Source organism: Tateyamaria sp. (genome assembly GCF_059783535.1).
In genome coordinates this window covers 1-23,032 of sequence record NZ_JBYNDP010000061.1, presented here as the reverse complement: position 1 = coordinate 23,032, position 23,032 = coordinate 1, and the positions used below count along the sequence as shown (strand labels likewise).

27 protein-coding genes and 1 pseudogene are annotated in these 23,032 nt (G+C 58.5%); 11 read left to right on the top strand and 17 right to left on the bottom strand.

Going from position 1 to position 23,032, the window contains the following annotated elements:
* Window positions 1–29: 29 nt before the first annotated feature.
* The gene (gene rpsU, locus AC6RA8_RS12855) at window positions 30–236 is read left to right on the top strand and encodes a 30S ribosomal protein S21 (protein WP_005614280.1); all 207 of its coding nucleotides are present in this window, start codon (window positions 30–32) and stop codon (window positions 234–236) included.
* A 319-nt stretch (window positions 237–555) separates the two neighbouring features.
* Window positions 556–1,515 (top strand): hypothetical protein, encoded by a 960-nt coding sequence (locus tag AC6RA8_RS12850; protein ID WP_500353142.1) that lies wholly within the window; start codon window positions 556–558, stop codon window positions 1,513–1,515.
* Between the two features lie 100 nt (window positions 1,516–1,615).
* Here AC6RA8_RS12850 and AC6RA8_RS12845 read toward each other — a convergent pair whose 3' ends face one another.
* Complete coding sequence (locus AC6RA8_RS12845) at window positions 1,616–3,511, bottom strand: PhoX family protein (protein ID WP_500353141.1); 1,896 nt, start codon at window positions 3,509–3,511, stop codon at window positions 1,616–1,618.
* 121 nt (window positions 3,512–3,632) lie between these two features.
* Entirely contained in the window at window positions 3,633–4,091 is a 459-nt protein-coding gene (locus tag AC6RA8_RS12840) for an Lrp/AsnC family transcriptional regulator (RefSeq protein ID WP_299552199.1), read from the bottom strand.
* 134 nt (window positions 4,092–4,225) lie between these two features.
* On the opposite strand from AC6RA8_RS12840, the gene ald reads away from it, so the two are divergent.
* Window positions 4,226–5,341 (top strand): alanine dehydrogenase, encoded by a 1,116-nt coding sequence (gene ald / locus AC6RA8_RS12835; protein ID WP_500353140.1) that lies wholly within the window; start codon window positions 4,226–4,228, stop codon window positions 5,339–5,341.
* Between the two features lie 53 nt (window positions 5,342–5,394).
* On the opposite strand, the gene mscL is transcribed toward ald, so the two are convergent.
* Window positions 5,395–5,829, bottom strand: a complete 435-nt coding sequence (gene mscL / locus AC6RA8_RS12830) for a large conductance mechanosensitive channel protein MscL (RefSeq protein ID WP_500353139.1) — start codon at window positions 5,827–5,829, stop codon at window positions 5,395–5,397.
* Window positions 5,830–5,975: 146 nt separating this feature from the next.
* Between mscL and AC6RA8_RS12825 the strand changes: the two genes are divergently transcribed.
* Entirely contained in the window at window positions 5,976–6,674 is a 699-nt protein-coding gene (locus tag AC6RA8_RS12825; protein ID WP_500353138.1) for a glutathione S-transferase family protein, read from the top strand.
* Window positions 6,675–6,752: 78 nt separating this feature from the next.
* Here the strand turns inward: AC6RA8_RS12825 and AC6RA8_RS12820 are convergent, their stop codons facing one another.
* From AC6RA8_RS12820 to AC6RA8_RS12810, 3 genes are all read right to left on the bottom strand, one after another.
* A complete protein-coding gene (locus AC6RA8_RS12820) occupies window positions 6,753–8,357 on the bottom strand; it encodes a GMC family oxidoreductase (RefSeq protein ID WP_500353137.1) in 1,605 nt (534 codons plus the stop codon).
* 119 nt (window positions 8,358–8,476) lie between these two features.
* Complete coding sequence (locus AC6RA8_RS12815; RefSeq protein ID WP_500353136.1) at window positions 8,477–8,923, bottom strand: YtoQ family protein; 447 nt, start codon at window positions 8,921–8,923, stop codon at window positions 8,477–8,479.
* A 60-nt stretch (window positions 8,924–8,983) separates the two neighbouring features.
* Entirely contained in the window at window positions 8,984–9,613 is a 630-nt protein-coding gene (locus AC6RA8_RS12810; protein WP_500353135.1) for a class I SAM-dependent methyltransferase, read from the bottom strand.
* An 85-nt stretch (window positions 9,614–9,698) separates the two neighbouring features.
* Here AC6RA8_RS12810 and AC6RA8_RS12805 point away from each other — a divergent pair, with 85 nt between their 5' ends.
* Entirely contained in the window at window positions 9,699–10,580 is an 882-nt protein-coding gene (locus AC6RA8_RS12805; RefSeq protein ID WP_500353134.1) for a LysR family transcriptional regulator, read from the top strand.
* Window positions 10,581–10,636: 56 nt separating this feature from the next.
* On the opposite strand, the gene pheT is transcribed toward AC6RA8_RS12805, so the two are convergent.
* The 4 genes from pheT to pheS form a co-directional block, all read right to left on the bottom strand.
* The gene (gene pheT / locus AC6RA8_RS12800) at window positions 10,637–13,033 is read right to left on the bottom strand and encodes a phenylalanine--tRNA ligase subunit beta (protein WP_500353133.1); all 2,397 of its coding nucleotides are present in this window, start codon (window positions 13,031–13,033) and stop codon (window positions 10,637–10,639) included.
* Window positions 13,034–13,168: 135 nt separating this feature from the next.
* On the bottom strand, window positions 13,169–13,990 hold the full coding sequence (locus tag AC6RA8_RS12795; RefSeq protein WP_500353132.1) for a CE1 family esterase: 822 nt from the start codon (window positions 13,988–13,990) through the stop codon (window positions 13,169–13,171).
* A 31-nt stretch (window positions 13,991–14,021) separates the two neighbouring features.
* On the bottom strand, window positions 14,022–14,234 hold the full coding sequence (locus AC6RA8_RS12790; protein ID WP_500353131.1) for a phenylalanyl-tRNA synthetase subunit beta: 213 nt from the start codon (window positions 14,232–14,234) through the stop codon (window positions 14,022–14,024).
* Window positions 14,235–14,335: 101 nt separating this feature from the next.
* On the bottom strand, window positions 14,336–15,409 hold the full coding sequence (gene pheS, locus AC6RA8_RS12785) for a phenylalanine--tRNA ligase subunit alpha (protein WP_500353130.1): 1,074 nt from the start codon (window positions 15,407–15,409) through the stop codon (window positions 14,336–14,338).
* A gap of 183 nt (window positions 15,410–15,592) precedes the next feature.
* On the opposite strand from pheS, the gene AC6RA8_RS12780 reads away from it, so the two are divergent.
* Genes AC6RA8_RS12780 through AC6RA8_RS12770 form a run of 3 tightly spaced genes read left to right on the top strand, consistent with a single transcriptional unit; the run spans window position 15,593 to window position 16,851 of the window.
* Window positions 15,593–15,802, top strand: a complete 210-nt coding sequence (locus tag AC6RA8_RS12780) for a hypothetical protein (RefSeq protein ID WP_500353129.1) — start codon at window positions 15,593–15,595, stop codon at window positions 15,800–15,802.
* Window positions 15,803–15,823: 21 nt separating this feature from the next.
* Window positions 15,824–16,621, top strand: a complete 798-nt coding sequence (locus AC6RA8_RS12775) for an OmpA family protein (RefSeq protein WP_500353128.1) — start codon at window positions 15,824–15,826, stop codon at window positions 16,619–16,621.
* Window positions 16,618–16,851: a hypothetical protein gene (locus AC6RA8_RS12770; protein WP_500353127.1), complete on the top strand. Its 234-nt coding sequence runs from the start codon at window positions 16,618–16,620 to the stop codon at window positions 16,849–16,851. Before AC6RA8_RS12775 ends, AC6RA8_RS12770 begins: the two co-directional genes overlap by 4 nt.
* On the opposite strand, the gene AC6RA8_RS12765 is transcribed toward AC6RA8_RS12770, so the two are convergent.
* The 5 genes from AC6RA8_RS12765 to pyk all read right to left on the bottom strand — a co-directional run bounded on the left by AC6RA8_RS12765 (window position 16,848) and on the right by pyk (window position 19,857).
* On the bottom strand, window positions 16,848–17,285 hold the full coding sequence (locus tag AC6RA8_RS12765) for a BLUF domain-containing protein (RefSeq protein ID WP_500353126.1): 438 nt from the start codon (window positions 17,283–17,285) through the stop codon (window positions 16,848–16,850). The genes AC6RA8_RS12770 and AC6RA8_RS12765 overlap by 4 nt on opposite strands.
* 148 nt (window positions 17,286–17,433) lie before the next feature.
* Complete coding sequence (gene rplT / locus AC6RA8_RS12760; RefSeq protein WP_500353125.1) at window positions 17,434–17,799, bottom strand: 50S ribosomal protein L20; 366 nt, start codon at window positions 17,797–17,799, stop codon at window positions 17,434–17,436.
* A gap of 17 nt (window positions 17,800–17,816) precedes the next feature.
* Window positions 17,817–18,017 carry a 50S ribosomal protein L35 gene (gene rpmI / locus AC6RA8_RS12755; RefSeq protein ID WP_027257795.1) on the bottom strand — a complete coding sequence of 67 codons (201 nt, stop codon included), beginning with the start codon at window positions 18,015–18,017 and terminating at the stop codon, window positions 17,817–17,819.
* Window positions 18,018–18,159: 142 nt separating this feature from the next.
* Entirely contained in the window at window positions 18,160–18,381 is a 222-nt protein-coding gene (locus AC6RA8_RS12750) for a hypothetical protein (protein WP_500353124.1), read from the bottom strand.
* Between the two features lie 30 nt (window positions 18,382–18,411).
* Window positions 18,412–19,857: a pyruvate kinase gene (gene pyk, locus AC6RA8_RS12745; RefSeq protein ID WP_500353123.1), complete on the bottom strand. Its 1,446-nt coding sequence runs from the start codon at window positions 19,855–19,857 to the stop codon at window positions 18,412–18,414.
* Window positions 19,858–19,956: 99 nt separating this feature from the next.
* Here pyk and AC6RA8_RS12740 point away from each other — a divergent pair, with 99 nt between their 5' ends.
* The 3 genes from AC6RA8_RS12740 to AC6RA8_RS12730 all read left to right on the top strand — a co-directional run bounded on the left by AC6RA8_RS12740 (window position 19,957) and on the right by AC6RA8_RS12730 (window position 21,697).
* Window positions 19,957–20,694 (top strand): N-formylglutamate amidohydrolase, encoded by a 738-nt coding sequence (locus tag AC6RA8_RS12740; RefSeq protein ID WP_500353122.1) that lies wholly within the window; start codon window positions 19,957–19,959, stop codon window positions 20,692–20,694.
* A gap of 77 nt (window positions 20,695–20,771) precedes the next feature.
* Window positions 20,772–21,083 carry a DUF1244 domain-containing protein gene (locus AC6RA8_RS12735; RefSeq protein ID WP_500353121.1) on the top strand — a complete coding sequence of 104 codons (312 nt, stop codon included), beginning with the start codon at window positions 20,772–20,774 and terminating at the stop codon, window positions 21,081–21,083.
* 11 nt (window positions 21,084–21,094) lie between these two features.
* Window positions 21,095–21,697 (top strand): OsmC-related (seleno)protein, encoded by a 603-nt coding sequence (locus AC6RA8_RS12730; protein WP_500353120.1) that lies wholly within the window; start codon window positions 21,095–21,097, stop codon window positions 21,695–21,697.
* Window positions 21,698–21,783: 86 nt separating this feature from the next.
* Here AC6RA8_RS12730 and AC6RA8_RS12725 read toward each other — a convergent pair whose 3' ends face one another.
* Window positions 21,784–22,647 (bottom strand): D-amino-acid transaminase, encoded by an 864-nt coding sequence (locus tag AC6RA8_RS12725; RefSeq protein WP_500353119.1) that lies wholly within the window; start codon window positions 22,645–22,647, stop codon window positions 21,784–21,786.
* 46 nt (window positions 22,648–22,693) lie between these two features.
* Window positions 22,694–23,032, bottom strand: a pseudogene (locus AC6RA8_RS12720) (hypothetical protein); the annotation flags it as partial.

Genomic DNA, 23,032 nt, shown 5'->3' with positions numbered 1-23,032 from the left:
CTCTTATCTAGAAAGGTGGTGACAACCACATGCAGGTTAGTGTTCGCGACAACAATGTCGATCAGGCGCTTCGTGCCCTGAAAAAGAAGCTGCAGCGCGAAGGCGTGTTCCGTGAAATGAAGCTGAAGCAGCATTTCGAGAAACCGTCCGAGAAAAAAGCGCGCGAGAAAGCGGAAGCGATCCGCCGGGCCCGTAAGTTGGCTCGGAAAAAAGCGCAACGCGAAGGGCTGCTTTAGGCCGTAAGCGAGAGCTGGTGAATTCAAGAACCCCGTAGCCGCCCGGCTGCGGGGTTTTTGTTTGTCACGAGCATCATGGGAGGCCACGGAGTCACGGCACTCTGCGGATGTTCGCCCATACAACGTTCTGATGTTTGTCCTAGCGCGTTGGCGGGGTTAGCATATTTTTAGGCGAAGCGTCAATTTGCGCGGTGCCGATTTCCATACTCGACATCTTTTTTCCGCAACTGATGATCTTTCAGTCGTGGAGTCACACCATCCATCGAAACGTTTTTCCAGTCGAAACCGATTGTGAAGACTTCATCAGATGAGGCCACATTTGACACTCTCACGCTTCAAAACGCTCCTCTTCACAACACTCCTTTGCGGCACGCACGGCGTATACGCCGAAACAAGTCAGTCGGATTTCGTCTTTATCGGCGGACATTCCGTTACAGATTATCTCAGCTTTGCCAGCCGCCCGGATATCGAGGGCGTTCAGATCGTATACCCGTGGAAACAGCTTGAACCGCGGAAAGGCGTCTATGATTTCAGCAAGATCGAGGAGGATCTGAAAACCCTGACCGCGCTCGACAAGAAGCTGTTTGTTCAGCTCCAGGATCGCTTTTTCCTTCCGACTGCGAAAAATGTTCCGGACTATCTCATGCAGGACCCGGAATACGAAGGCGGCCTTGTCCGACAGTACGACAACGCGGGCGAAGGCAAACCGGTCGGTCAGGGGTGGGTTGCAAAGCAATGGAACCCGGCCGTCCGCGAGCGTTTTCAGAGCTTGATTGCAGAATTGGCGCATCAGTTTGATGGGCGAATTCATGGTCTCAACCTTCCTGAATCGGCGATCGACGTTTCGGACGAGACCGAGGCCGGGTTTGATTGCGGGCTGTATTTTGAGGCGCAGCTGGAAACCGCGCGTTTTGCGCGGGCGGCATTCAAGCAATCCCATGTCGTGCAATACGTGAACTTTTGGCCCTGCGAGTGGGCCGACGATCACGGTTACATGTCACAGACATTCGAGACCGCATCTAACATCGGCCTTGGGCTTGGCGGACCTGACATCATTCCGTTCAAAAAAGCACAGATGAAAAACTCATATGGGTTCTTCAACGCGTATCAGGACAGGCTGCCGCTTGTCGCAATGGCGGTGCAGAAGCCAACGATGACGTATACGAACCCGCAAACCGGCGTTCCGTTTTCAGAGGACGATTTTCGTCATTTTGCCGAGGATCATCTTGGGGTGGATATCATTTTTTGGGACACATCGGCGCCCTGGCTCAATCAGTAGGTATCCGTGTCTGCCGAGAGTCCGAGCCGAACTGGCACAGCTCACAATGCAGGCGGGACCACGTTTTAACTTGGTCCCGCCGATCCGTTCTCAATACGACTTAGCCGACAAGAGCGTTGTCGTCACGTTTGACGACAACGATGGCCGAGCGGGGCAACGACCCGTCACCATCTGGGAATGGTGCGCCTGGATGCTGGATACCCACGAACATCGTACGGCGGTCTGCCGACCAGGTCAGGCCCGTCACTTCGGCACCATTGGGACCGGTGAGGAAGCGGCGGATTTCACCCGTCACAGGATCGCCAGCCAGCATCTGGTTGTTGCCCATACCTTCGAACTCTCCCTCATTGCTGTCATCGCCATCGGTCTGGATCCAGATCAGCCCGGTCGAGTCGATCACCATGCCATCGGGTGAGTTGAACAGGTTACCTTCGTTGACGTTGGACGACCCTTTGTAGAGCCCTTCCTGTGTCATGGGATTGCCTGCCATCACGTACAAATCCCAGTCAAAGGTGTTGGAGGCATGGTTATCCCCATGGGGACGCCACCGTACGATCTGACCGAAGTTGTTCGCGTCCCGAGGGTTGGGGCCATTGGCCGAGGTGTCATCACCCCCGGCGTTCGGCTTCACACCACGGTTCTTGTTGTTGGTCAGGCAGCAATAGGCTTCGACAGCCGTTGGGTTTACAGCCACCCATTCGGGCCGATCCATCGTGGTTGCCCCCACTGCCGAAGCCGCGATGCGGCTGAAGATCGCGATATGCGCCTCGTCCATGCCGGTGGCATCGGGCGTCAGCGCCACCCATTCGCCGGTCATGTCGTCGTTGAACTTGGCGGCATAAAGCTGCCCTTCGCTCAGCAGGGTCGAGGTGTCCCCACCTGGCACGTACACATCACGGGATAGCCATTTGTACATGAACTCGCCCCGCTCGTCGTCACCCATGTAGACGGCAACGCGGCCATCGGGCGCGAGGGCGCAGGCGGCGTTCTCGTGCTTGAAGCGGCCAAGCGCCGTGTGCTTGACTGGCGTCGCGTCGGGATTGGCTGGGTCGATTTCGACCACGTACCCCACCCGGTGCGGCTCGTTCGGGTTCTGGCTAACGTCAAAGCGGGCGTCCCACTTGTGATAATCGTAGCCCCACCCGTCCGGACCAACACCATAGCGTTCGAAACCCGCAGCAGTGGTTTCGTCAGACGGCATTTCGCCTGTCGCACCGAAGTACCCGTTGAAGTTTTCCTCGCAGGTCAGGTAAGTGCCCCACGGGGTCGGGCCGGAGCCGCAATTGTTCATAGTGCCAAGCGACGCCGTACCTGTTGGATCCGCTTCGGTCTTGAGCAGGTCGTGACCGGCTGCGGGACCGTCCAGTGTCATAGGCGTATTGTGGGTGATGCGACGGTTGTAGGGGCTGTCGACCACGACCTCCCAACCATCGTCGCCCTCGGCCACTTCCATGACAGTGACGCCCTGCAGGTTCTGAAAGATCAGCACGTCGTCTGCCGAAGCAGGCACACCATCTTCGTTGTTTGGTAGGTTGGTCTTACGGTTGGCATATTCGTTGTTGACCGCGAGGATCTGCTTGTTGCCAACGGTAAAGAGATGCATGCCGTCGGTGTTCTCGGCAAAGACACGGTCAGACCCTTCCACAGGTACGCCGTTCGCCGGATCAAATGCGGGTGCGTCCGAGAACAGTGGATCGCCCCAACGGACGAGTACGTCCCACGAATATCCTTCGGGCACATGTACGGTGCCGTCTGTCTGTATTGCGATTTGGTCAAAGGCAAAACGTGAAGACTGACCGGCCATAGCCGTTGTCCCCTTCAACATGCCGGTTCCCATCACGGCCGCGCCTGACCCAAAGGCAACCACGCCCCCCAAGAAGCCCCTGCGCGAAATGGCGCGCTCTACGACCTCATCAAAGCCCTGCGTTGTTTTGCGTGGAAATGTCAGCTCGTCCCAATCGTCAAAGGACAGATCCTGAATATCTGCGTCTTTCATCGTGAACTCCCTAGTGTTCGGATTACGGCGATTCGCGCCCTCCGTGTGCGTGCCTGAAGAACATCACCGCTGTATGACGGCTGCCCAAAACTGGCACTTTTTCGCTGTCTCGCGACACTAGTCAAACTGGCAAAGCCGTTGTTTTAAAAACAGTTCTTAGTGCAAAACTAGACTGCATTTGTGCCACCCCGGGCAATCGCGCGAGGTGTTGACGGTGGATACGCGCAAAGTCCTCAGTTCCCTCCGCTACAACCTTGAGGATGTAGTCTGCGGTGCCCGCCATCAGATGACACTCTAGCACATCCGGGATGCGCGCGACCGCTTTTTCAAAAGCTTCAAGCACTTCATCTGCCTGACCCTGCAATGTGATCTCGACAAAAACGGTGGTCGGCACGCCCATTTTCCGGGCATCAAGCAAGGCCACGTAGTCACGGATGTATCCCGCTTGTTCAAGCCGTTGCACGCGTCGATGGCATGCAGATGGAGACAAATGCACCGCTTCGCTTAGGTCTGCATTCGACATGCGCCCCTGTTTTTGCAGGGCAGACAGGATACGGCGATCTGTTGAATCAAGTGCCATGAATGCATGATCTTTCGTTATTTTGGTGCCAAAGCGCACGTTTCTTCGATGCTTGCGCGCAAACACGATCTATTTCTAGTGCCCAATTGCAAGCGAACTCCGGCATCCTCACATCAAGCGGAGGAGAAAACACCATGCACATCGGATGCCCAACTGAAATCAAGGCCCAAGAGTACCGCGTCGGCCTGACACCAAATGCAGCACAGGAGGCCATTGTCCACGGCCATACCGTGAGCGTTCAGGCCGGGGCCGGAAAGGGTGCTGGGTTCGAAGATACTGACTATGTCGCAGCAGGCGCACAGGTACTAGACACGGCAGAGGAAGTCTTTGCCGTCGCAGACATGATCGTGAAGGTGAAGGAACCCCAAGAAGTCGAACGCAAGATGCTACGTGAGGGACAGCTTCTGTTCACATACCTGCATTTGGCTCCTGATCCTGAGCAAACCCATGACTTGCTCGAGTCTGGCTGCACGGCGATCGCCTATGAAACAGTGACGGACCCCGCTGGCGGCCTACCCTTGCTTGCACCCATGTCCGAGGTGGCGGGCCGTCTGGCCCCGCAAGTCGGCGCATGGACGCTGCAAAAGGCAAATGGTGGTCGCGGCGTATTGATGGGAGGCGTACCCGGTGTCGGACCCGCCAAAGTCGTCGTTATCGGTGGCGGTGTTGTTGGCACTCACGCAGCCCGCGTTGCGGCCGGTATGGGCGCCGACGTGACCGTCTTGGACCGGTCCCTGCCCCGGATGCGCTACCTCGACGATGTGTTTTCAGGCGTGTTCAAAACAAGCTACGCCAGCGCGGGCAATACGGCCGAATTGGTGGCCGAGGCGGACATGGTTGTCGGAGCCGTCCTTATCCCCGGTGCAGCCGCACCCAAGCTGGTGACGCGTGACCAATTGTCGACAATGAAACCGGGTGCCGCAATCGTCGACGTGGCCATTGACCAAGGTGGGTGTTTCGAAACGTCGCGCGCGACAACCCACGATGATCCGATCTACGACGTTGACGGCATCATGCATTATTGTGTTGCCAACATGCCCGGTGCGGTTGCGCGCACATCAACCATAGCGCTTGGCAATGCAACTATGCCGTTTATGCTGGCCTTGGCCAACAAAGGATGGCGCCAGGCGTGCACCGACGACCCACACCTCATGGCTGGTCTGAACGTGCATGCTGGAAAGCTGACCTACTACGCGGTTGGCAAGGCCTTGGGCATCGACGTGGTGTCGCCAAACCTCGTCCTCAAATGAAAAATGGCCGCGCGGGTGTCACCCGGCGGCCATATTTCATCTTGTTTCCGGGCTCAGCCTTGTTTGGCCAAGGCGTCGCGGATCTCAAGCAGAACATCCAACTCGGACGGGCCTGCCGGGGCTTCCTCGGCGGGCTCTTCGGGTTTTTCTGCGGCCGCTTTCACCTTGTTCACGTAGCGCACCAGCATGAACACCACGAAGGCGATGATCAGGAAGTTGATGACAGCCATCAGGAACGCACCGTAGGCAAAGACCGCTGCCCCGGCTTCACGCGCTGCTTCCAACGATGCACCCTCGGCCACATCACCGGCCAAGACCGCGTAGTTGTTGGTGAAGTCCAGTCCGCCTGTAAACAGACCGATGATCGGATTGATCAAATCTCCAACCAGCGATGTTACGATGGCGGTAAAGGCTGCACCGATGATAATTCCGACGGCCATGTCCATGACATTGCCCTTGGCGATGAAGTCCTTGAATTCGTTTAGCATATCTAGTCCCTTGTTGGCTTCCGCACGCTCTATTTTGTTTTGATGTGCGCGTGCAAACACTGGTTAACACATCTCCTCACATGACAAAGACTATTTTGGGGGGGAATTTCGCCTATCTGGGACCCATTGTTTCAAGGAGACGACTCATGGCTGACCTCAGCGCCTTTCCCATCACGCAGAAGTGGACCCCGAAGGATCCGTCAATTCTGCAACTCTTTTCCTTTCCAACGCCGAACGGTGTAAAAGCGTCCATTGCGCTCGAAGAAATGGAGATCCCGTACGAGGCGCATCTGGTCACGCTGGCGGATGCAGATGTCAAAAGCCCTGAGTTCCTGTCACTCAACCCCAACAACAAGATCCCCGCCATCATCGACCCGAACGGCCCGGATGGAAAACCGGTTGGCCTCTTCGAATCCGGTGCGATCCTGATCTATCTGGCAGAGAAATCCGGCAAGCTAATTGGTGAAACCGCCAGCGACAAAGCCAAGACCATCCAATGGCTGATGTTCCAGATGGGCGGCGTGGGTCCGATGCTGGGTCAAATGGGTTTTTTTGTGAAATTCGCCGGCTCCGAGTGGGAGGACAAGCGTCCACAGCAGCGCTACGTCGCCGAAGCCAAACGCCTCCTGTCTGTGCTGGACAAAGAACTCAGCGACAAGGACTGGATCACAGGCCAGTACTCTATTGCCGACATCGCAATCGCCCCTTGGCTCAACGCGCTGAACTTTTACGGCGCCAAGGAGATGGTTGGCTGGGATGATCACAAGAACCTTGTGAGTTACCTCGACCGATTCATGGCGCGCCCCGCCGTGGACAAGGCCAAGAACATCCCACCGCGTCCCTGATCTTCTTCTGACCGAAAGCACCACGGGGAACCCGAAGGGCGGCCCCCCCGAAAATGATTGCTCGCAGCCTTCGCCGGATTACGCTGCGAGCATCTCGGCACTGATCTTTTCAGCCATCATGATGGTGGGGGCATTCGTGTTCCCGCCAATCAGGCGCGGCATGAGCGAAGCATCAACGACACGCAGCCCCTCGACCCCATGCACAAGACCCGCGGGATTTGTCACCGCCATCTCGTCCCGCCCCATCCGGCAGGTCCCCACCGGGTGATAGATCGTATCAGCGCGTGCGCGGATGTCGGCCTCTAGGCCAACATCGCTTCCGTCATGGGGATAGAGTTGCTCTCCACGCCACGGCTCTAGCGGGGGCGCTGTCAGAATGTTGTCCATCTGGCGCGCACCCTTCATCATCAGATCAAGATCACGTCGGTCGGTCAGATACCGGGGATCAATCCGTGGAGGCGCCGACGGATCAGCAGAATGCAGGCCGACATGACCACGACTGTGCGGACGCAGCACACAGACATGGCAGGAATAGCCAAACTTCACATGGATCTTACGCATGTGCTGGTCGACAATGCCCACGACGAAATGCAGTTGCAAATCAGGGCGATCAACCGACGGATCAGAGCGCAAGAATGCACCCCCTTCCGCGAAAGGTGAGGCGAACATGCCCGAACCATCCTTGCGCCACTGCAACCCCGCTTTGGCCAGAGCCATCAATCCTTTGGGCCCAAGCCCAACAACGTCATCCCGCTTGGAATGATAGCTGATTATGTAGTCTAGGTGGTCTTGCAGGTTCTGTCCTACCCCGGGCAATTCGTGCACGGGTTCAATCCCGTGGGCAGCCAGTTCATCGCGTGGGCCAATCCCGGACAGAAGCAGCAATTGCGGCGACCCAAATGCACCGCCGGACAGGACCACCTCGCGCCCAGCCTCCACCAGCTTAATCTTACCCTGATGCTTGACCCGAACACCCGCAGCACGTGTCCCCTCCATCTCGACTATCTGCGCCATAGCACGTGTCAGGACCGTTAGGTTCGGCCGTGCCAGCACTCGATCTGGCAAATAGGCGGCTGCCGCCGAACATCGCTCGCCTTTGGCGGGACCGGAATGGTGCTGTGTGACCTGGTACAGGCCTACACCGGCCTGCTCGGCGTCATTGAAGTCTTCGGTCACACGCAACTGCTGTTGAGCGCCAGCCTCGATAAAGGCATGGGTGATCTGACGCGGTTCAGACTGCTCGGACACCTGCAAAGGGCCATCGCCACCATGCAGATCATCGCCACCGCGTGCATTGCCCTCGGACCGCTTGAAATAGGGCAGGACGCTGTCCCAATCCCAGCCATCAGCCCCCAGATCGGCCCATTCACCATAGTCTCGCTGATGCCCGCGCACATAGAGCATCGCATTGATGGCACTTGAACCGCCCAGAGTGCGGCCACGCGGCTGGAACCCACGCCGCCCATTCAATTCAGGCTGAGGTTCCGTGTGAAAGGCCCAGTTATTGATCTTGGGACGACCAGAGATCATGCCAGCCACCAGTGCAGGCGCACGGATAAAGATGTCGCGTCCGCCCCCCCCCGCTTCGATCAGACACACCGACACGGCCGGGTCTTCGCTCAGCCGGGACGCCATCACGCATCCGGCGGACCCACCACCAACGATCACGTAGTCGAATTTCATCTGCGCGCCTCCCTTATAAAAAAGGCTAAGGACGCACCGGCAGCGTTACAAGCGTGACCCTGGGTCGGCGGGTGGGCGCCTTCCGGGCCAAAGGCCCGGAACAGAGCCACGCGTCGAGCCTACCCGGGCAAAGCCCCCGTCAGCACGTAGCGCAGGATTTCCACCACCTGCCCGGGCTCTTCGGCCACGGCCAAGGCCGCCGCATCCACCTCTTTCAAGGCATGGGAGTGGTCAGGCCTATGCAGGATGATCAAGGACTTGCCCAAAGCGGCCGCATAGCCAGCATCGAAGGCCGCGTTCCATTGCTTGTACTGTTCGCCAAAGCGCACGACGACCACATCCGCATCTGCAATCCCCTTGCGAGTGCGGATGGCATTCACCATCGCGCCCTTGTGATCATGCCAATACTTCCTGTCCTCGGCTCCAAGGATCGCAACGCCACAATCATCGCTGGCCGCATGGTCTGTCACCGGCCCAGAAAAGGCCACATCAAGCCCCTGCGCACCCTCCACGATCTGCGCGCGCCAGTCGGTATGAATTTCACCTGAAAGGTATACGTTCAGCATGCAATGACTCCTGTGTTCCGGTTGCGCCTAAACTGCACCGAAGCTGGCCAAAGGCAAGGGTCAAAGGCGGCGCGCCACAACGAAATGACTGGGGGGGCGCAGCGGATAATTACCCGTTTCGACAATCTCAAATCCGGCACGGGCGATCCGCGCCTCAAGGCTCTCAATCGTTTCGAATCGGACAAATGGTGCTTTGCCAACAAGCTGCATCAGTGGAATGAGCCGCTTCAATAAACCGAACTTCAACCCGAGCGACCGTTCCCCGATACAAGGTGTTTTCGAGATGAATATCCCACCCGGTACCAACAGGTCGTGCACGCGCGCCATCGCCTCGTCGACACGGTCCACAAGGTGGTACAGGTTGAATCCCATGACCACATCAAACGATCCATCCGCGAGCACCGGGCTGAATGTATCGGCCTGCAGGAAGCGCACGTTGTCGACACCCATCCTTGCTTTTGCTTGCGCGATCATGCCTTCGGAAAAATCAGTGGCAAGGATCGATCCTGCATGTGGTGCAAGCTTGAGCGCCGTGCTTCCGGTCCCGCAGCCCAGCTCCAGCACGCGGTCCGTAGTCTTGAGATAAGACACGACCCGCTCGAGCGTCTGCTCGTAGGCGTCCGGGTTGCTGATGGGTTGCGCGGCGTATTTCAGGGCCACCTTGTCCCAGAAAAGTGCATTAGGTTTCATCACATATCTCCTTCACAGCTGCATATACATGCGCGTACCGACCTTCTAAATTGACGAATTCTGCAAGAGATATATACGGATTTGCATGGATCGAGGGTTTGATTGGACGCATCTGCGCGCATTCCTTGCAACGGCTGAGACCGGATCCCTGTCCGCAGCCGCCCGGCAGCTTGGGCTGACGCAACCCACAGTCGGGCGACAGGTCAGTGCGCTAGAGGACGAGTTGCAGCTTGCACTGTTCGAGCGCACTTCCCGCGCAATGACGCTAACGGATGCGGGCCGTGACCTGCTGGTTGAAGCCCGCAAGATGGGAGATGCAGCCATCCGTATCAGCGTGATTGCACAGGGAAGGACGCAAGGGTTGGAAGGCACGATCCGCGTCACAGCCTCTGACATGATGAGCGCCTATGTCCTGCCCGACACCCTATTGAAATTACGCGACCTTGCGCCCCGCCTGCGCGTTGACGTGATTGCGGCCAACGACATCCGCGACATCCTGAAGCGTGAAGCGGACATTGCGATCCGTCATGTGCGGCCAACAGAGCCCGACCTGATTGCCCGCAAGATCGGCGACTCATCCGCCCATCTTTATGCTTCGAAATCATACGTGGCAGCGCGCGGCATGCCCGAAACGATTGACGACCTTAAAAACCATGACTTCATAAGCATGGCCGATGATGATGCATTTGTCGCGGCCATGAGCAAATACGGTATCCCCGTAAGCCGCCCACATCTGCGCACCGGGTCCACCAGCGGGATCACCACATGGGAGCTGTTGCGCAAAGGCTTTGGCATTTTTCCCATGTCAGATCACATCGGCCACCAGTTTGACGATGCGGTTCGCTTGCTGGACGGTGTCACCGACCTCAGCTTTCCAGTGTGGCTGGTCACCCACCGCGAGCTGCACACAAGCAAACGCATTCGCCTGGTGTTTGATTTGCTCGCAGAGATGCTGAGCGACACCTGATCCGCTCCTTCATCTTTCAAGATAAACTCTGGGGGGCTGCCCGCCCAGCACGAGACCTATCCGCGCAAGCTGCCGCCTGTCGCCTTGGTGACCTTGTCGACCACTTTCTGCGCCACCGCTTCGATATCAGCGTCCTTCAGTGTCGCATCCTTCGGTTGCAGACGAACCGTCAGGGCAAGAGACTTCTTGCCCTCGCCTAAGCTGCCACCGATGAACTCGTCAAAGATGCGCACTTCCTCGATCAGCGTCTTATCCGCACCCATGGCCGCATTGACCAGCGTCAGCGCCTCGACCTCCGCATCGACGACAAAGGCAAAGTCACGTTCCACCGCCTGCAGATCGCTGATGTCCAGCGCCCCCTTGTTGGCACCCGCCTTGCGCGGCAGAGGCACTTCGGCGGGCCAGAGAGTGAACGCCATGGCAGGCCCTTTGACATCCATCGCTTCCAGCACACGCGGGTGCAATTCGCCAAAGATGCCAAGCACCTTCTTGGGACCAAGGCAGATCTTGCCGTGACGGCCCGGGTGCCACCAATCCTGCGCACCGCGCAGGATCTGCACTTTCGCCGGTGCGCCGATGGCGGACAGGATTGCCTCGGCATCCGCCTTGACGTCATAGACATCGACAGGACGGGATGCGCCATGCACGTCTTTGGGTCCGGTGCGCCCGACCAGCAGGCCCGAGACCAACAAATGCTGTTCCCCTGGCTCGCCGCCATGGAAGGCGGGCCCCACTTCGAACAGGGCCAAATCAGCAAAGCCGCGCGCCTGATTGCGGGCCGCCGCTTGCAGCAGACCGGGCAGCAACGCGGGACGCATATGGCTCATGTCGCTGGATATTGGGTTTTCCAGCATCGTCGCGTCGTCGCCGCCGCCGAACAACTTGGCCGAGGCCTGATCAATGAAGCTGTAGGTCACGCATTCGTTGTAACCGAGCGACGCCGCCGTCCGGCGCGCGATCTGTTCACGACGCTGGATGGGTGTCATCACCGGCTTGGGTACACCGGGTGTCAGCCGTGGCAGGGGTTTGCCCTGCAACTTGGTCAGCGACGCAACCCGCGCCACTTCCTCGACCAGATCGGCCTCGCCCATCACATCAGGGCGCCAACTGGGCACATGGGCCATGTCCCCTTCGAGCTTGAAGCCAAGCGCTGTCAGCGTCTGGCGCTGTTCGCTTTCGTGGATGTCCATGCCCACAAGGCTTTGCACCCGCGCCGCATCCAGTTTGTAGGCGCGGCGCGTGTCTGGCACCGCCCCCGCACTGACCATGCTGGAGGCCGTTCCGCCCACATGGTCGAGGATCATGGCACAGGCATGGTCCAAACCAACCGGAGTGAAGGCCGGATCGACCCCACGCTCAAAGCGGTAGCGTGCATCCGAGTTGATCTTGAGCGCGCGACCTGTGTAGGCGATCTGGATCGGGTCCCAGTAGGCGCTTTCGACAAAGACGTTCACTGTCTCTTCGGTGCAGCCAGTTTCCGCCCCGCCCATGATGCCGGCGATGCTTTCCGGGCCGTTGTCGTCCGAGATGATCATCTGGCCGGGCTGGAACGTGTATGTCTTTTCGTCCAGCGCTGCGATTTCCTCACCACCCTTGGCGCGATGTACCCGCAGGTTGCCCGCAACCTTGTCCGCATCGAAGACGTGCAGAGGCCGGTTCAAATCGTAGGTAAAATAGTTGGTGACATCGACAAGGAACGAGATCGGGCGCAGGCCGATAGCACGCAAGCGGTCCTGCAGCCATTGCGGGCTTGGTCCGTTCTGAACGCCCCGGATCAACCGACCAAAAAAGGCGGGGCAGCCGTCCAGCGTGTCTTCATCGATGCTGACCGTAATGTCGGAGACAAAAGCGCCCTCAACCTCGGGCACCGGGTTTGGCCGCATGGTGCCCAGACCGCGCGCCGCCAGATCACGCGCGATACCGCGCACGCCCAGCGCGTCGGGGCGGTTGGGGGTGATGGCAATCTCGATCACCGGGTCGACCTTGGCCGGGTCGTTTTCGGCCAGCCAGTCGACGAAACGATCCCCCACTTCGCCTGAGGGCAGTTCGATGATGCCGTCATGTTCGTCCGACAGCTCCATCTCGCGCTCGGACGCCATCATGCCAAAGCTTTCGATCCCGCGGATCTTGCCCACGCCGATGGTGGTGTCGATGCCGGGAACATAGACGCCGGGCTTGGCCACAACGACCGTGATCCCCTGGCGCGCGTTGGGAGCGCCGCAGATGATCTGTTTCTCACCCTCATCCGTGGCGACCTGGCAGACGCGCAGACGGTCAGCATCGGGGTGCTTTTCCGCGCTCAGCACCTTACCGATGGTAAAGTCGTCTAGCTTTGCCCCGCGATCCTCGACCCCTTCGACTTCTAGTCCAAGGTCGGTCAGCGCATAAGTGATCTCGTCTACCGAAGCGGTGGTATCGAGGTGCTGCTTGAGCCAGCTGAGCGTGAATTTCATGCGAGCGTCCCCTGCATTCCAGTATGGGCCTGCAATGGCAAAGATCGGGCCAAGGTGCAAGCGCAGGTGGGGCGGAGAGCCCCAGCGCCTTGCGGTATGTGGTTTGTAAGGCGGACGTGTCGTCCGCCCCGCTGGTCAAGGATAGACCGGGGTGCGTTCCAACAGCTCATCCAGTTGCCGGGCGATCCAGCCATGCGGGATGAAGTGCCCACCGGGATGGGTGTCGAGCGCAACCTTTATACCGCCTGCACAGTCCTGCCATTCGGTGCGCGACAGGGTCAGGAATTCAACCGCGGACCAGTCACCGCCATCGGTTTGCGCCTCTGTGCAGCCCAGCCGGTCGCGCCATAGCGATACCGGAAACGTCGTGTCGCCGTCTGCACCGTAGGGAAAATCAAGCACGTTGTCTTTCAGGCCGTGGACATGGCGCGCTTCGCGGGGGGCCTGCGCGCAGTCTTCGGACAGGTCAATTGTGCCCGAGATGCCCAAAAGGGCCCGCACGTTCATATCCGTTCCCCGATCACAGGCAACGCGCCATGCCATGATGGATCCGTAGGAATAGCCGGACAGAAAGATATTGTCGCTGTCAATGGGATAGCGCTTGATCACGTCCTCGAGTACGTCGGCTGCGAATTGCACGTCCTCGGTTTCCGAATGCCACATGTCCCAGGTCTTGCGGTTGCCATTAGGTGCGATGAGGAGCACTCCGCGCCGCCGAGTAGCCCCCGAGATACGCTGGTGCTGGACGGGCAATGCACCGGTGCGCTGCCAACCGTGGAAATGGATCAACACTGGCAACGGGCTAGTGCCATCCCAGCCGTCCGGCTCCTTGACGTGATAGGAACGATCGCCCACCGCACAGGGCACATCAATGTGGCATGTGTCGCGTTGGGTCTGAGCTGAAGCGATGGCAGGTAGCACACTCGTGAGCGCGAGAAAGGCAAGAAGACGTATCATACGCCGCACGCTATCCATTCAGTCCCGCATGTCACGTCACATTGTCGTGGTCATCGCTGTTGCGCTGTTGGATCGCTTCAAGCCAGCGATCAATAAGTAGGATGGGTGCCAGCACGATGGCCCAACCTGTGGCGTTGATGATCGTGAAGGTGAGTTTCAAATGCGACGGCATGTCGGATCGCCACAGGAAAATGTGAGCGATGATGATCAGGGTGACCAGAGTGATGACAAGCCATTTTCGCATGGTCGCAAAGGTAGCTGAGCCGCGTCTTATGGCAATGCAACGGCCCGGATGGCCAAACGGCCTTCCGGGGGGGCTGAAACAAGGAAGATGTGGGGTGGAGCCTAGCGGCTCAACCCGCCATGCAATGTCGGCACGTCCAGTGCCGCAAAGCCATAGTGGCGCAACCAGCGAAGGTCGCTGTCAAAGAAGGCCCGCAGGTCGGGCACGCCGTATTTCAGCATCGCGATCCGGTCGATGCCCATGCCGAAGGCAAAGCCCTGCCATTCAGCAGGATCGATCCCACCCGCTTCCAGCACCTTGGGGTGCACCATGCCGGAACCGAGGATTTCGAGCCAATCGTCGCCCTCGCCCACTTTGAGTGTTCCACCTTCCCAGGAACAGCGAATATCGACCTCGGCCGAGGGTTCGGTGAAGGGGAAATGTGAAGCGCGGAAGCGCAGGTCCACCCCGTCCACCTCGAAATAGGATTTAACGAACTCTTCCAGCACCCATTTCAGGTTCGCCATCGAGATGTCCTTGTCTATGGCAAGGCCTTCGACCTGGTGGAACATGGGCGTGTGCGTCTGGTCGTAATCCGCACGGTAGACACCGCCGGGGCAGATGATGCGGGTGGGCGCGCCCGTGGCCTCCATCGACCGGATCTGCACCGGCGAGGTGTGGGTGCGCAGCACGTGCGGCGGGCGATTATCGCCCTCGGCTCGGTGCATGTAGAACGTGTCCATCTCCGCCCGGGCGGGGTGGTGGCCAGGAATGTTCAGCGCATCGAAGTTATACCAATCGGTGTCGATGCGCGGCCCTTCGGCCACGGAGAAGCCCATTTCGGCGAAGATGGCCGTGACCTCTTCGCTGACCTGGCTGATTGGGTGGATGGTGCCGCGGCGCTGGGTCCGTGTGGGCAGGGTTACGTCCAGCCATTCAGACCGCAGCCGCTCGTCTAAAGCAGCATCGGCGAGGGCCGCTTTCTTTGCCACCAGCGCGCTGTTGATTTCGTCCTTGAGCGCGTTCAGGGCAGGCCCTGCCACTTGCCGCTCTTCCGGGGTCATCTTGCCCAGCTCGCGCATCTTCAGGGCAACTTCGCCTTTTTTGCCGACGGCCGCGATGCGGATGTCTTCCAAAGACGCCTCATTTGCCGCGTCCGCGATCTGTGTCAAATACTTGGCTTTGAGGTCGTCCATGACGTGCTCCTTTGCTCGGTGCCCTGCTACCACAACGCAGCGGGATGGCAAACACCGACAAGACGCATGTAAGCCATTCAATAACGTGCACAATAATACGATATTTAGCTCAAACTTCTTTTCAGCACACTGCATCTGGTGTACGCAGGATCAGATTGAAGAGACTGACGTTCAGGAAGCTTGATGGTACCCATTATGTATTCGCACCGACTAAAGTCGGTTCTGCAGCACAGTGTGCGCGACCTGGGGCTGACGGTTGTGCTCGACGATGGCCGATCCGACGTCAGCTTGAGCGAAAATGAAGCCATGATCAGGGAAACCGCATCGCTTCTTGGTATTCAGGTCCATTTTGAAAGCAATGAAAACAGTGTGTCCGTTACGTTTTATCAGTGAGTTTGTCTGGAGGGACAGTTGATGAAAGCACGCAAGAAGAGCCGAGACCTTCGCACGCTCAGAGCCGCCGGGCTCACTCTGGCAAGTGCAGACCGGTTGGCGGCGCGGAAAGGTGGGCCGACTTGGGCATTGGCCGCTGTCGGCACTGCTGCGATTGCATTGATGGCTGGTGTTGGGGTTTACACCATGAACTTGCCAGCAGCTGCGCCGACCGGTCTGGCGGATGCATCCCTTACCACGGAAACTGTTACGTCGGAGGAACAACCCGCTGCACGGGCCGCATCCGCCGACACCTTGGTGGCACATACCATTGCGCCAACCGACACGGTCGTTCGCTCTGCAGCCGACACGACAAACGAGTTACCGTGGGTCGTTGCACTTCGGGAGGGAACTGCAGATGCAGCACCAGCTCCTACCAAGGTTGCCACCGCTCCAGCACAAGTCACCGACTGCCTGGTGGCGCTTTCGTCTGACGTCGCAGGCGTTGTTTTGCAGTTTGCCCCTGGTAGCGCGGAAATAGACCCAACTGCTCAGCCGCGCTTGAGCGAACTGGGTGAACGTATCAATGCGTGCCCGGAGGCACAGGTTCAGGTCGCCGGACATTCCGATAGCTCGGGCGACGACCTTTCGAACCTACAGCTCAGCTGGGCACGCGCCGAAAACACAGTGAATGCGATGGCGGCATATGGGATCGACATTAGTCAGATGGAGGCCGTTGGGTTTGGGTCGCGCGTGCCATTGGAGCAAGGCAGTGACACCACGTCTGATCTGAATCGACGCGTTGAGATACGCGTCATGCGGGCCGAGGGGCGGCAATGATCAGCACAAGCCTTATCCTTCAATTCGTTTTGGCAATTGCTTTCATGGCTGTCGCTGCTGCCATCGGGTTCGTTACGGCACGCCAGCGGTATCGTAGCAAGAGTGCAACACGGATTGCTTTGCTGGCCGGTGAGACCGCCAAATGGCGTCGTCGGGCAAATAGTGCCGAGGATCGTGCCAGGACTGCTGAGAACGCCCTGACGCGCGAGCGGCGTCGGCTACGACGTTAACCGTTACTGACCCGCAGCCGCGGAGTCATCTCGACAGACAAGTCCTGCAGCACGTCCAAAAGGCTTTCCACGTTCACTGTCTCGGGATTGACGTCATCCGTGGAGAAGTACCGCAAATAGATGGCGCGTGCGCGGTCATCCATGCCCTGGTGCATGCCCATGGACCAATTTGGAAACATGCGCTCGCGTACATCAGTGCATGACAGCAGAATGATATTGCTGTGCCGCGGGTCACGGGCAATTCTATGGTAGAGTGCCGACACTTCGACCCGTCCCCCCTCAATTACCTGCAGGAAGTGATCACCGTTGTAGTGCAGCATACCGGTCAGGTTCAGGCGCTTGTTGTTGCGCTCACAGGTCGCGATCAACTCGTGCGCATCCATGCTCTCAGATGGGTTGCGTTGTGAGTAATAAACAAGGCGCGTCAAATTCATTGGTCGTCCCCCCAGACAAACGGCATATCTAGTATGGTGCTCGCTATGAACCACATGATCAAGCGAAACCGACGCCCAAGCGCATCATATCGCATAAAAAAAGACCGCCCTCGACGCGAGGACGGCCTTAATCAATTCTCGCGTGTACTTACGCGTTTAGCTGGGCCTTGGCCTGATCCACGATGGCAGCAAATGCCTCGGGCTCGTTTACGGCCAGATCGGCCAGAACCTTGCGGTCCACTTCGATGCCAGCCATGTTCAGGCCATTGATGAAGCGGCTGTATGTCAGCGCTTCGTCATGGGCGCGGACGGCTGCATTGATACGCTGGATCCACAGAGCGCGGAAGTTGCGCTTGCGGTTATGACGGTCACGGGTCGCGTACTGGTTGGCCTTGTCAACGGCTTGGCGCGCGACCTTGAAGGTGCTCTTGCGGCGACCATAGTAGCCTTTGGCGGCATTGATGACCTTCTTGTGACGGGCGTGGGTGACGGTTCCACCTTTGGTGCGGGACATGTATCTGCTCCTTCTTCTTAGCGGTCGTAGGGCATGAAGCCCTTGACGATTTTCGCGTCGGGGGCAGACAGGGTCGTGGTGCCACGGGCGTCACGAATGAATTTGCGGGTGCGCTTGATCATACCGTGGCGTTTGCCGGCCTGACCACCCATCACCTTACCGGTGGCGGTCACCTTGAAGCGCTTCTTGGCGCTCGACTTGGTCTTCATCTTGGGCATTTCCGTCTCCATCGTTTGAGTGCGGTAGATGCGCGACTCGGCATGCCACATAGGCCGGACGCGCGGAACGAGTTGCGCGTATAGGGGCAGATACCCCTCATGGCAAGGGGCATTTGCAGTGCAAAGCCGACCTTGCGTTCAATTATATGAAGGCGGCAATCACGCGGACAAAGACATCGGGGATTTCTTCGATGCGGTAGCCACCCGGTTTGGTCTGAATGGCCAAGAGGATCAGCCCCCCTGCAATCAGGATCGTGATGGCCGAAGCGCGCGGCGCGCGACGATCAGAGATGGCGGAAAGCACCGAAGGTATGGAAAAGCCTGCAAGTAGAATGCCAAAAACCAAGTAGTAGTCGGGGCTCATGAACGTGACCTTACCTTAAGTCAGGTCACGTTACTCCGGATCAGTCGAGTAAATCAAACGCTCATCACATGGCGCAACGCGCAGGATGTTCGTGGTTCCGGGCACGTTGAAGGGAACGCCGGCAGTCACGACGATCTGATCTTCCGGTCCAGCAAAGCCACCTTCGCGCGCCGCACGGGCTGCGCCCACAACCGCTTGCTTGAAGCGATCCATTGTTGTCGTGATGAAGCAGTTGCAGCCCCAGCTCAGTGCCATGCGCCGCGCGGTGCGCGCGAGCGGCGTGAGCGCAAGGATCGGCACGCGCGGCCGTTCGCGTGCGACCAGCAACGCAGTGGTTCCGCTCTGGGTAAAGCAGCAGATCGCCTTGATGTCAGTTGTCTCTGCAATTTCGCGTGCCGCCGCCACGATGCCATCCGCCACGGATGTACGGCTAGCACTGCGGCTGGCCTCGATGATCTGGGTATATGTCGGGTCCTGTTCTACCTCGGCTGCAACCCGGTCCATTGTGGTTACCGCCTCGATGGGATAGCTGCCCGCGGCGCTTTCCGCGCTAAGCATGACCGCATCTGCACCTTCATAGATCGCGGTGGCGACGTCACTGACTTCAGCGCGGGTCGGCATGGGGCTTTCGATCATGCTTTCCAGCATCTGCGTGGCAACGATCACCGGCTTGCCAGCATGACGACATTTGCGCACGAGGCGCTTTTGAATGGGCGGCACGTTCTGCACCGGCAATTCGACGCCCAGGTCCCCGCGCGCGACCATGATGCCGTCGCTGACTTGCAGGATGTGATCGAACCGGTCGACGGCATTGGGTTTTTCGATCTTGGACAGCACAGCGGCACGGCCTTTGATCAACGCCTTGGCCTCTTCCACGTCCGCTGCGCGCTGAACAAAGCTGAGGGCGATCCAATCCACGCCCAGATCTGCCACAAACGCCAGATCTGCCTTGTCCTTCTCTGACAATGCAGCCAAGGGCAGCTCGACGTCTGGAACATTCACACCTTTGCGGTTGGAAATCACACCACCCGCGATCACCACGCAATCGGCGAAGTCAGGACCACAATCCTCGACCTTCAAGCGGATCTTGCCGTCATTGACCAACAGGGTCTTGCCGACTTCCAAGGCTTCGAAAATCTCGGGGTGTGGCAGGCAAACACGGCTGCTGTCACCATCCTTCTCGTTCAGATCCAGACGAAACTTTGCGCCCTCATCCAGCATTTCGCTGTCACCAGCAAAGACGCCGACGCGGAGTTTCGGCCCCTGCAGGTCAGCCAGAATGGCGATGGCAGAGCCTGTATCTTCTTCCACCTTCCGGATGATGGCGTGTTTTTCGGCAATCTCGTCGTGGCTGCCGTGGGACATGTTCAGGCGGAACACATCCGCCCCTGCCTCGTGCAACGCCCGGATCGTTTCATATGTGTCGGAGGCCGGGCCGAGAGTGGCCACGATTTTCACGTTGCGCAGGCGTCGCATGGTCTTGCCCTTTTCTGATACCGCTAACAGCGCCCTTATTGCCCAATTCACATCGCGAGGCAACTGGCCTAAACCTGCGACACGATTAGTGACAGACAGATGACACACACACCCTTTTTCATCGATGGCGCGGACCGCAATGGCGGGTGGGTGATCACCTGTGATCATGCGACGAACACGGTACCACAACATGTGAACGGCGGTACGTTGGGCCTGCCGGAAACAGAGATGTCGAGACACATCGCCATTGACATTGGTGCGCTAGCGCTAGCCCATGCGTTGGGCGAATTGCTGAATGCCCCTGTGGTCAGTGCGAACTTTTCCCGCCTTGTCATCGATCCAAACCGGGGTGCCGATGACCCAACCCTGATCCCACAGCTTTATGACGGCACGATCATTCCAGGGAACCGGGTCTTGCCTGACACAGAACGGCAGCGCCGGATCGATACGTTATATGCGCCCTACCACGATGCGATTGCCCGCACGGCCGCGCAGCGAGACATTGCATTTCTCGCGGTCCACAGCTTTACGCCCCAGCTTGTGAACCGTCCGCGCCGACCATGGGAAATCGGCGTTCTCTCGGCCCGAGACCGGCGCATTGCCAACCCGTTGATCGCCGGATTGCAAGGGACACTGAGCAGCCCGGTGGGTGACAACGCACCCTATGCAGGCTTCTTTCCCGGCGACGCAATGAGCCAGCACGCACATATTCCGGGACGCCCCAATGTCATATTGGAAGTCCGACAAGACCTTATTTCCGATCCGGCAGGACAACGGCATTGGGCGGCAGTGCTCGCAACTCATCTTGAAGCCGCTAAGAATGAGGCCAATCTTTAGTCTGGTTTATTTTGCTGCTTAAAATGGCAATGGTGGGCCATTACGACCTGACCTTGCGCAATCACGAGGACCATCACATGGACGATCAAGCCCGTATCGAACTAGAGGCCGCCGCCTTCCGCCGACTGCGCCAGCACCTGATGGAAGACCGAACGGATGTTCAGAATATCGACATGATGAATCTGGCGGGCTTCTGCCGCAATTGCCTATCGCGCTGGTATCAGGAAGCCGGGGCCGAAAAAGGCATTGAAATGTCCAAAGACGAAGCCCGCGAGATATTCTACGGCATGACCATGGCCGAGTGGAAAGCCAACTACCAGACGGATGCATCGCCCGCACAGCAGGATGCTTTCAAAACGGCTTTCGCCGAAAACGTCGAAAAGAATTAGGGTTCAGCACCATGTCCGATGACCAGAACTACCGTGTCGGCGAACGGGCAAGCGCTGCGCCCGAACCTTCTGCCTTCACGCCTGATCCGTTCAGGCGCGCCCGGGCACCCGACCCGTTGCAATTCGAGGTCAATCTGGTCGCCGAAGCCGGCACCAAACAGCACAAGACCGGGTCCGTTTCGGTGAACATCCCCGGGTTTTCACCACTCACCCTGTATTGTGACGAACAGCCCCCGGTCGGCGAAGATCAAGCCCCGCCACCGCTTGCCTATTTCTGCGCGGGTATTGGCTTTTGCCTGATGACGCACCTGACGGACATCTACACCGCCCGGAAGATCGAGATCACATCTCTGCGCCTTGAGCAGCGCGTACGGTTCGCAACGAACCTCGGGCATATGCGCGATTTCGGCCACACGACAGATGGCAAGACGGAACTGGTAGAAACCCATGTGCTGATTGAAAGCCCGGAACCCCGCGAACAGATCGAGGCCCTGTTGGCCGAGGCAGAGGGCGCGTGTATGGCGCATTTCGCATTGCGCAACCCGATCCCTTGGACCACACGGTTGGTCCACAACGGAGAGACAACCGTCGAACGCTCGGGGAATGGCGCGTAAGGCCGAGTTCACTCCGCCCAAGCTTACCTGTTTTCGTAAGGCGGAGGTGTCCTCCGCCCTACAGTTTTTACCGCGCAGGCGCTCGGTCAGACAGCAGCCTTTCGGCTTTCTTCCAGATAAATCTCGCGCAGGCGCGGTGCAACGCGGCCGGGTACACCCTCGCCCAGGGCAACACCATCGATCTCGATGACCGGCATCACGAAGGTCGACGCAGATGTGATGAATGCCTCATCCGCGTCCCGCGCTTCTTCAATCGTGAAGTTGCGCTCTTCGACCTCCATCTGGGCTTCCTGGGCGAACCGCAGCACAGCTGCACGTGTTATGCCGTGCAGGATGTCGTTTGACTTGGCCCGGGTGATGATCTTGTTGCCCTTCACGATATAGGCGTTGTTCGATGTGCCTTCGGTCACGAACCCGTCCTGAATCATCCATGCATCGTCGGCACCCGCCTTCTTGGCCATCATCTTGCCCATAGATGGGTAGAGCAGTTGCACGGTTTTGATGTCGCGGCGGCCCCAGCGGATATCATCAATACTGATCACCTTCATGCCCTTCTTGGCCGCCGGGTTGTCTGCCAGACCGGGTTTGTTCTGCGTGAACAACACGATGGTCGGTTCAGTCGTTTCCGGGTCGGGGAAGACAAAGTCCCGATCATCCGGCGCACCGCGCGTGATCTGCAGGTAGACCATGCCTTCTTCGATCCCATTCACTCGAACAAGCTCGCGGTGCACTTCGAGCAAATCGTCCTTAGTGATGGGCGACTGCATGTCCAGTTCATCCAGTGACCGCTGCAGGCGCACGGCATGGCCATCAAAATCGATCAGCTTGCCATCAAGCACGGACGTCACTTCGTAGACCCCATCAGCCATCAGGAACCCGCGGTCGAAGATCGACACTTTGGCTTCCGTTTCGGGCATGTACTCTCCGTTCACGTATACGGTTCTGGTCATGGCATGGGGGTCCTTCTGGCAGTGCGCATCTCGCGCGGGCGTTAAGTCAGCTATCCGTTCCCTGCAATGGGGCGGACAGCCGCATCGGATCAAGTTGATTGGTCTGCATGAGGTGACGCAGAACTTCGGCGACCATACGGGCGTCACCGAGTGCGTCATGTCCACGCGCGTCGGGCAGGCTTAGACCAAAATGCTCAAGCATGGTGTTGCTGCGCAACCCATGGATCACGTCCAGTGGAATGCCTGCGTGCAAAAACAGCTCGGGCGCATTCCCGAAGCGATCAGCCGGGATGGGTGGAGCGATACCAGCGACGTAGCAGCTGATGGCAACCATGTTGAACTCATCCTTGCCCCAGGCCCACATACGGTCATCACCGGCAAAACT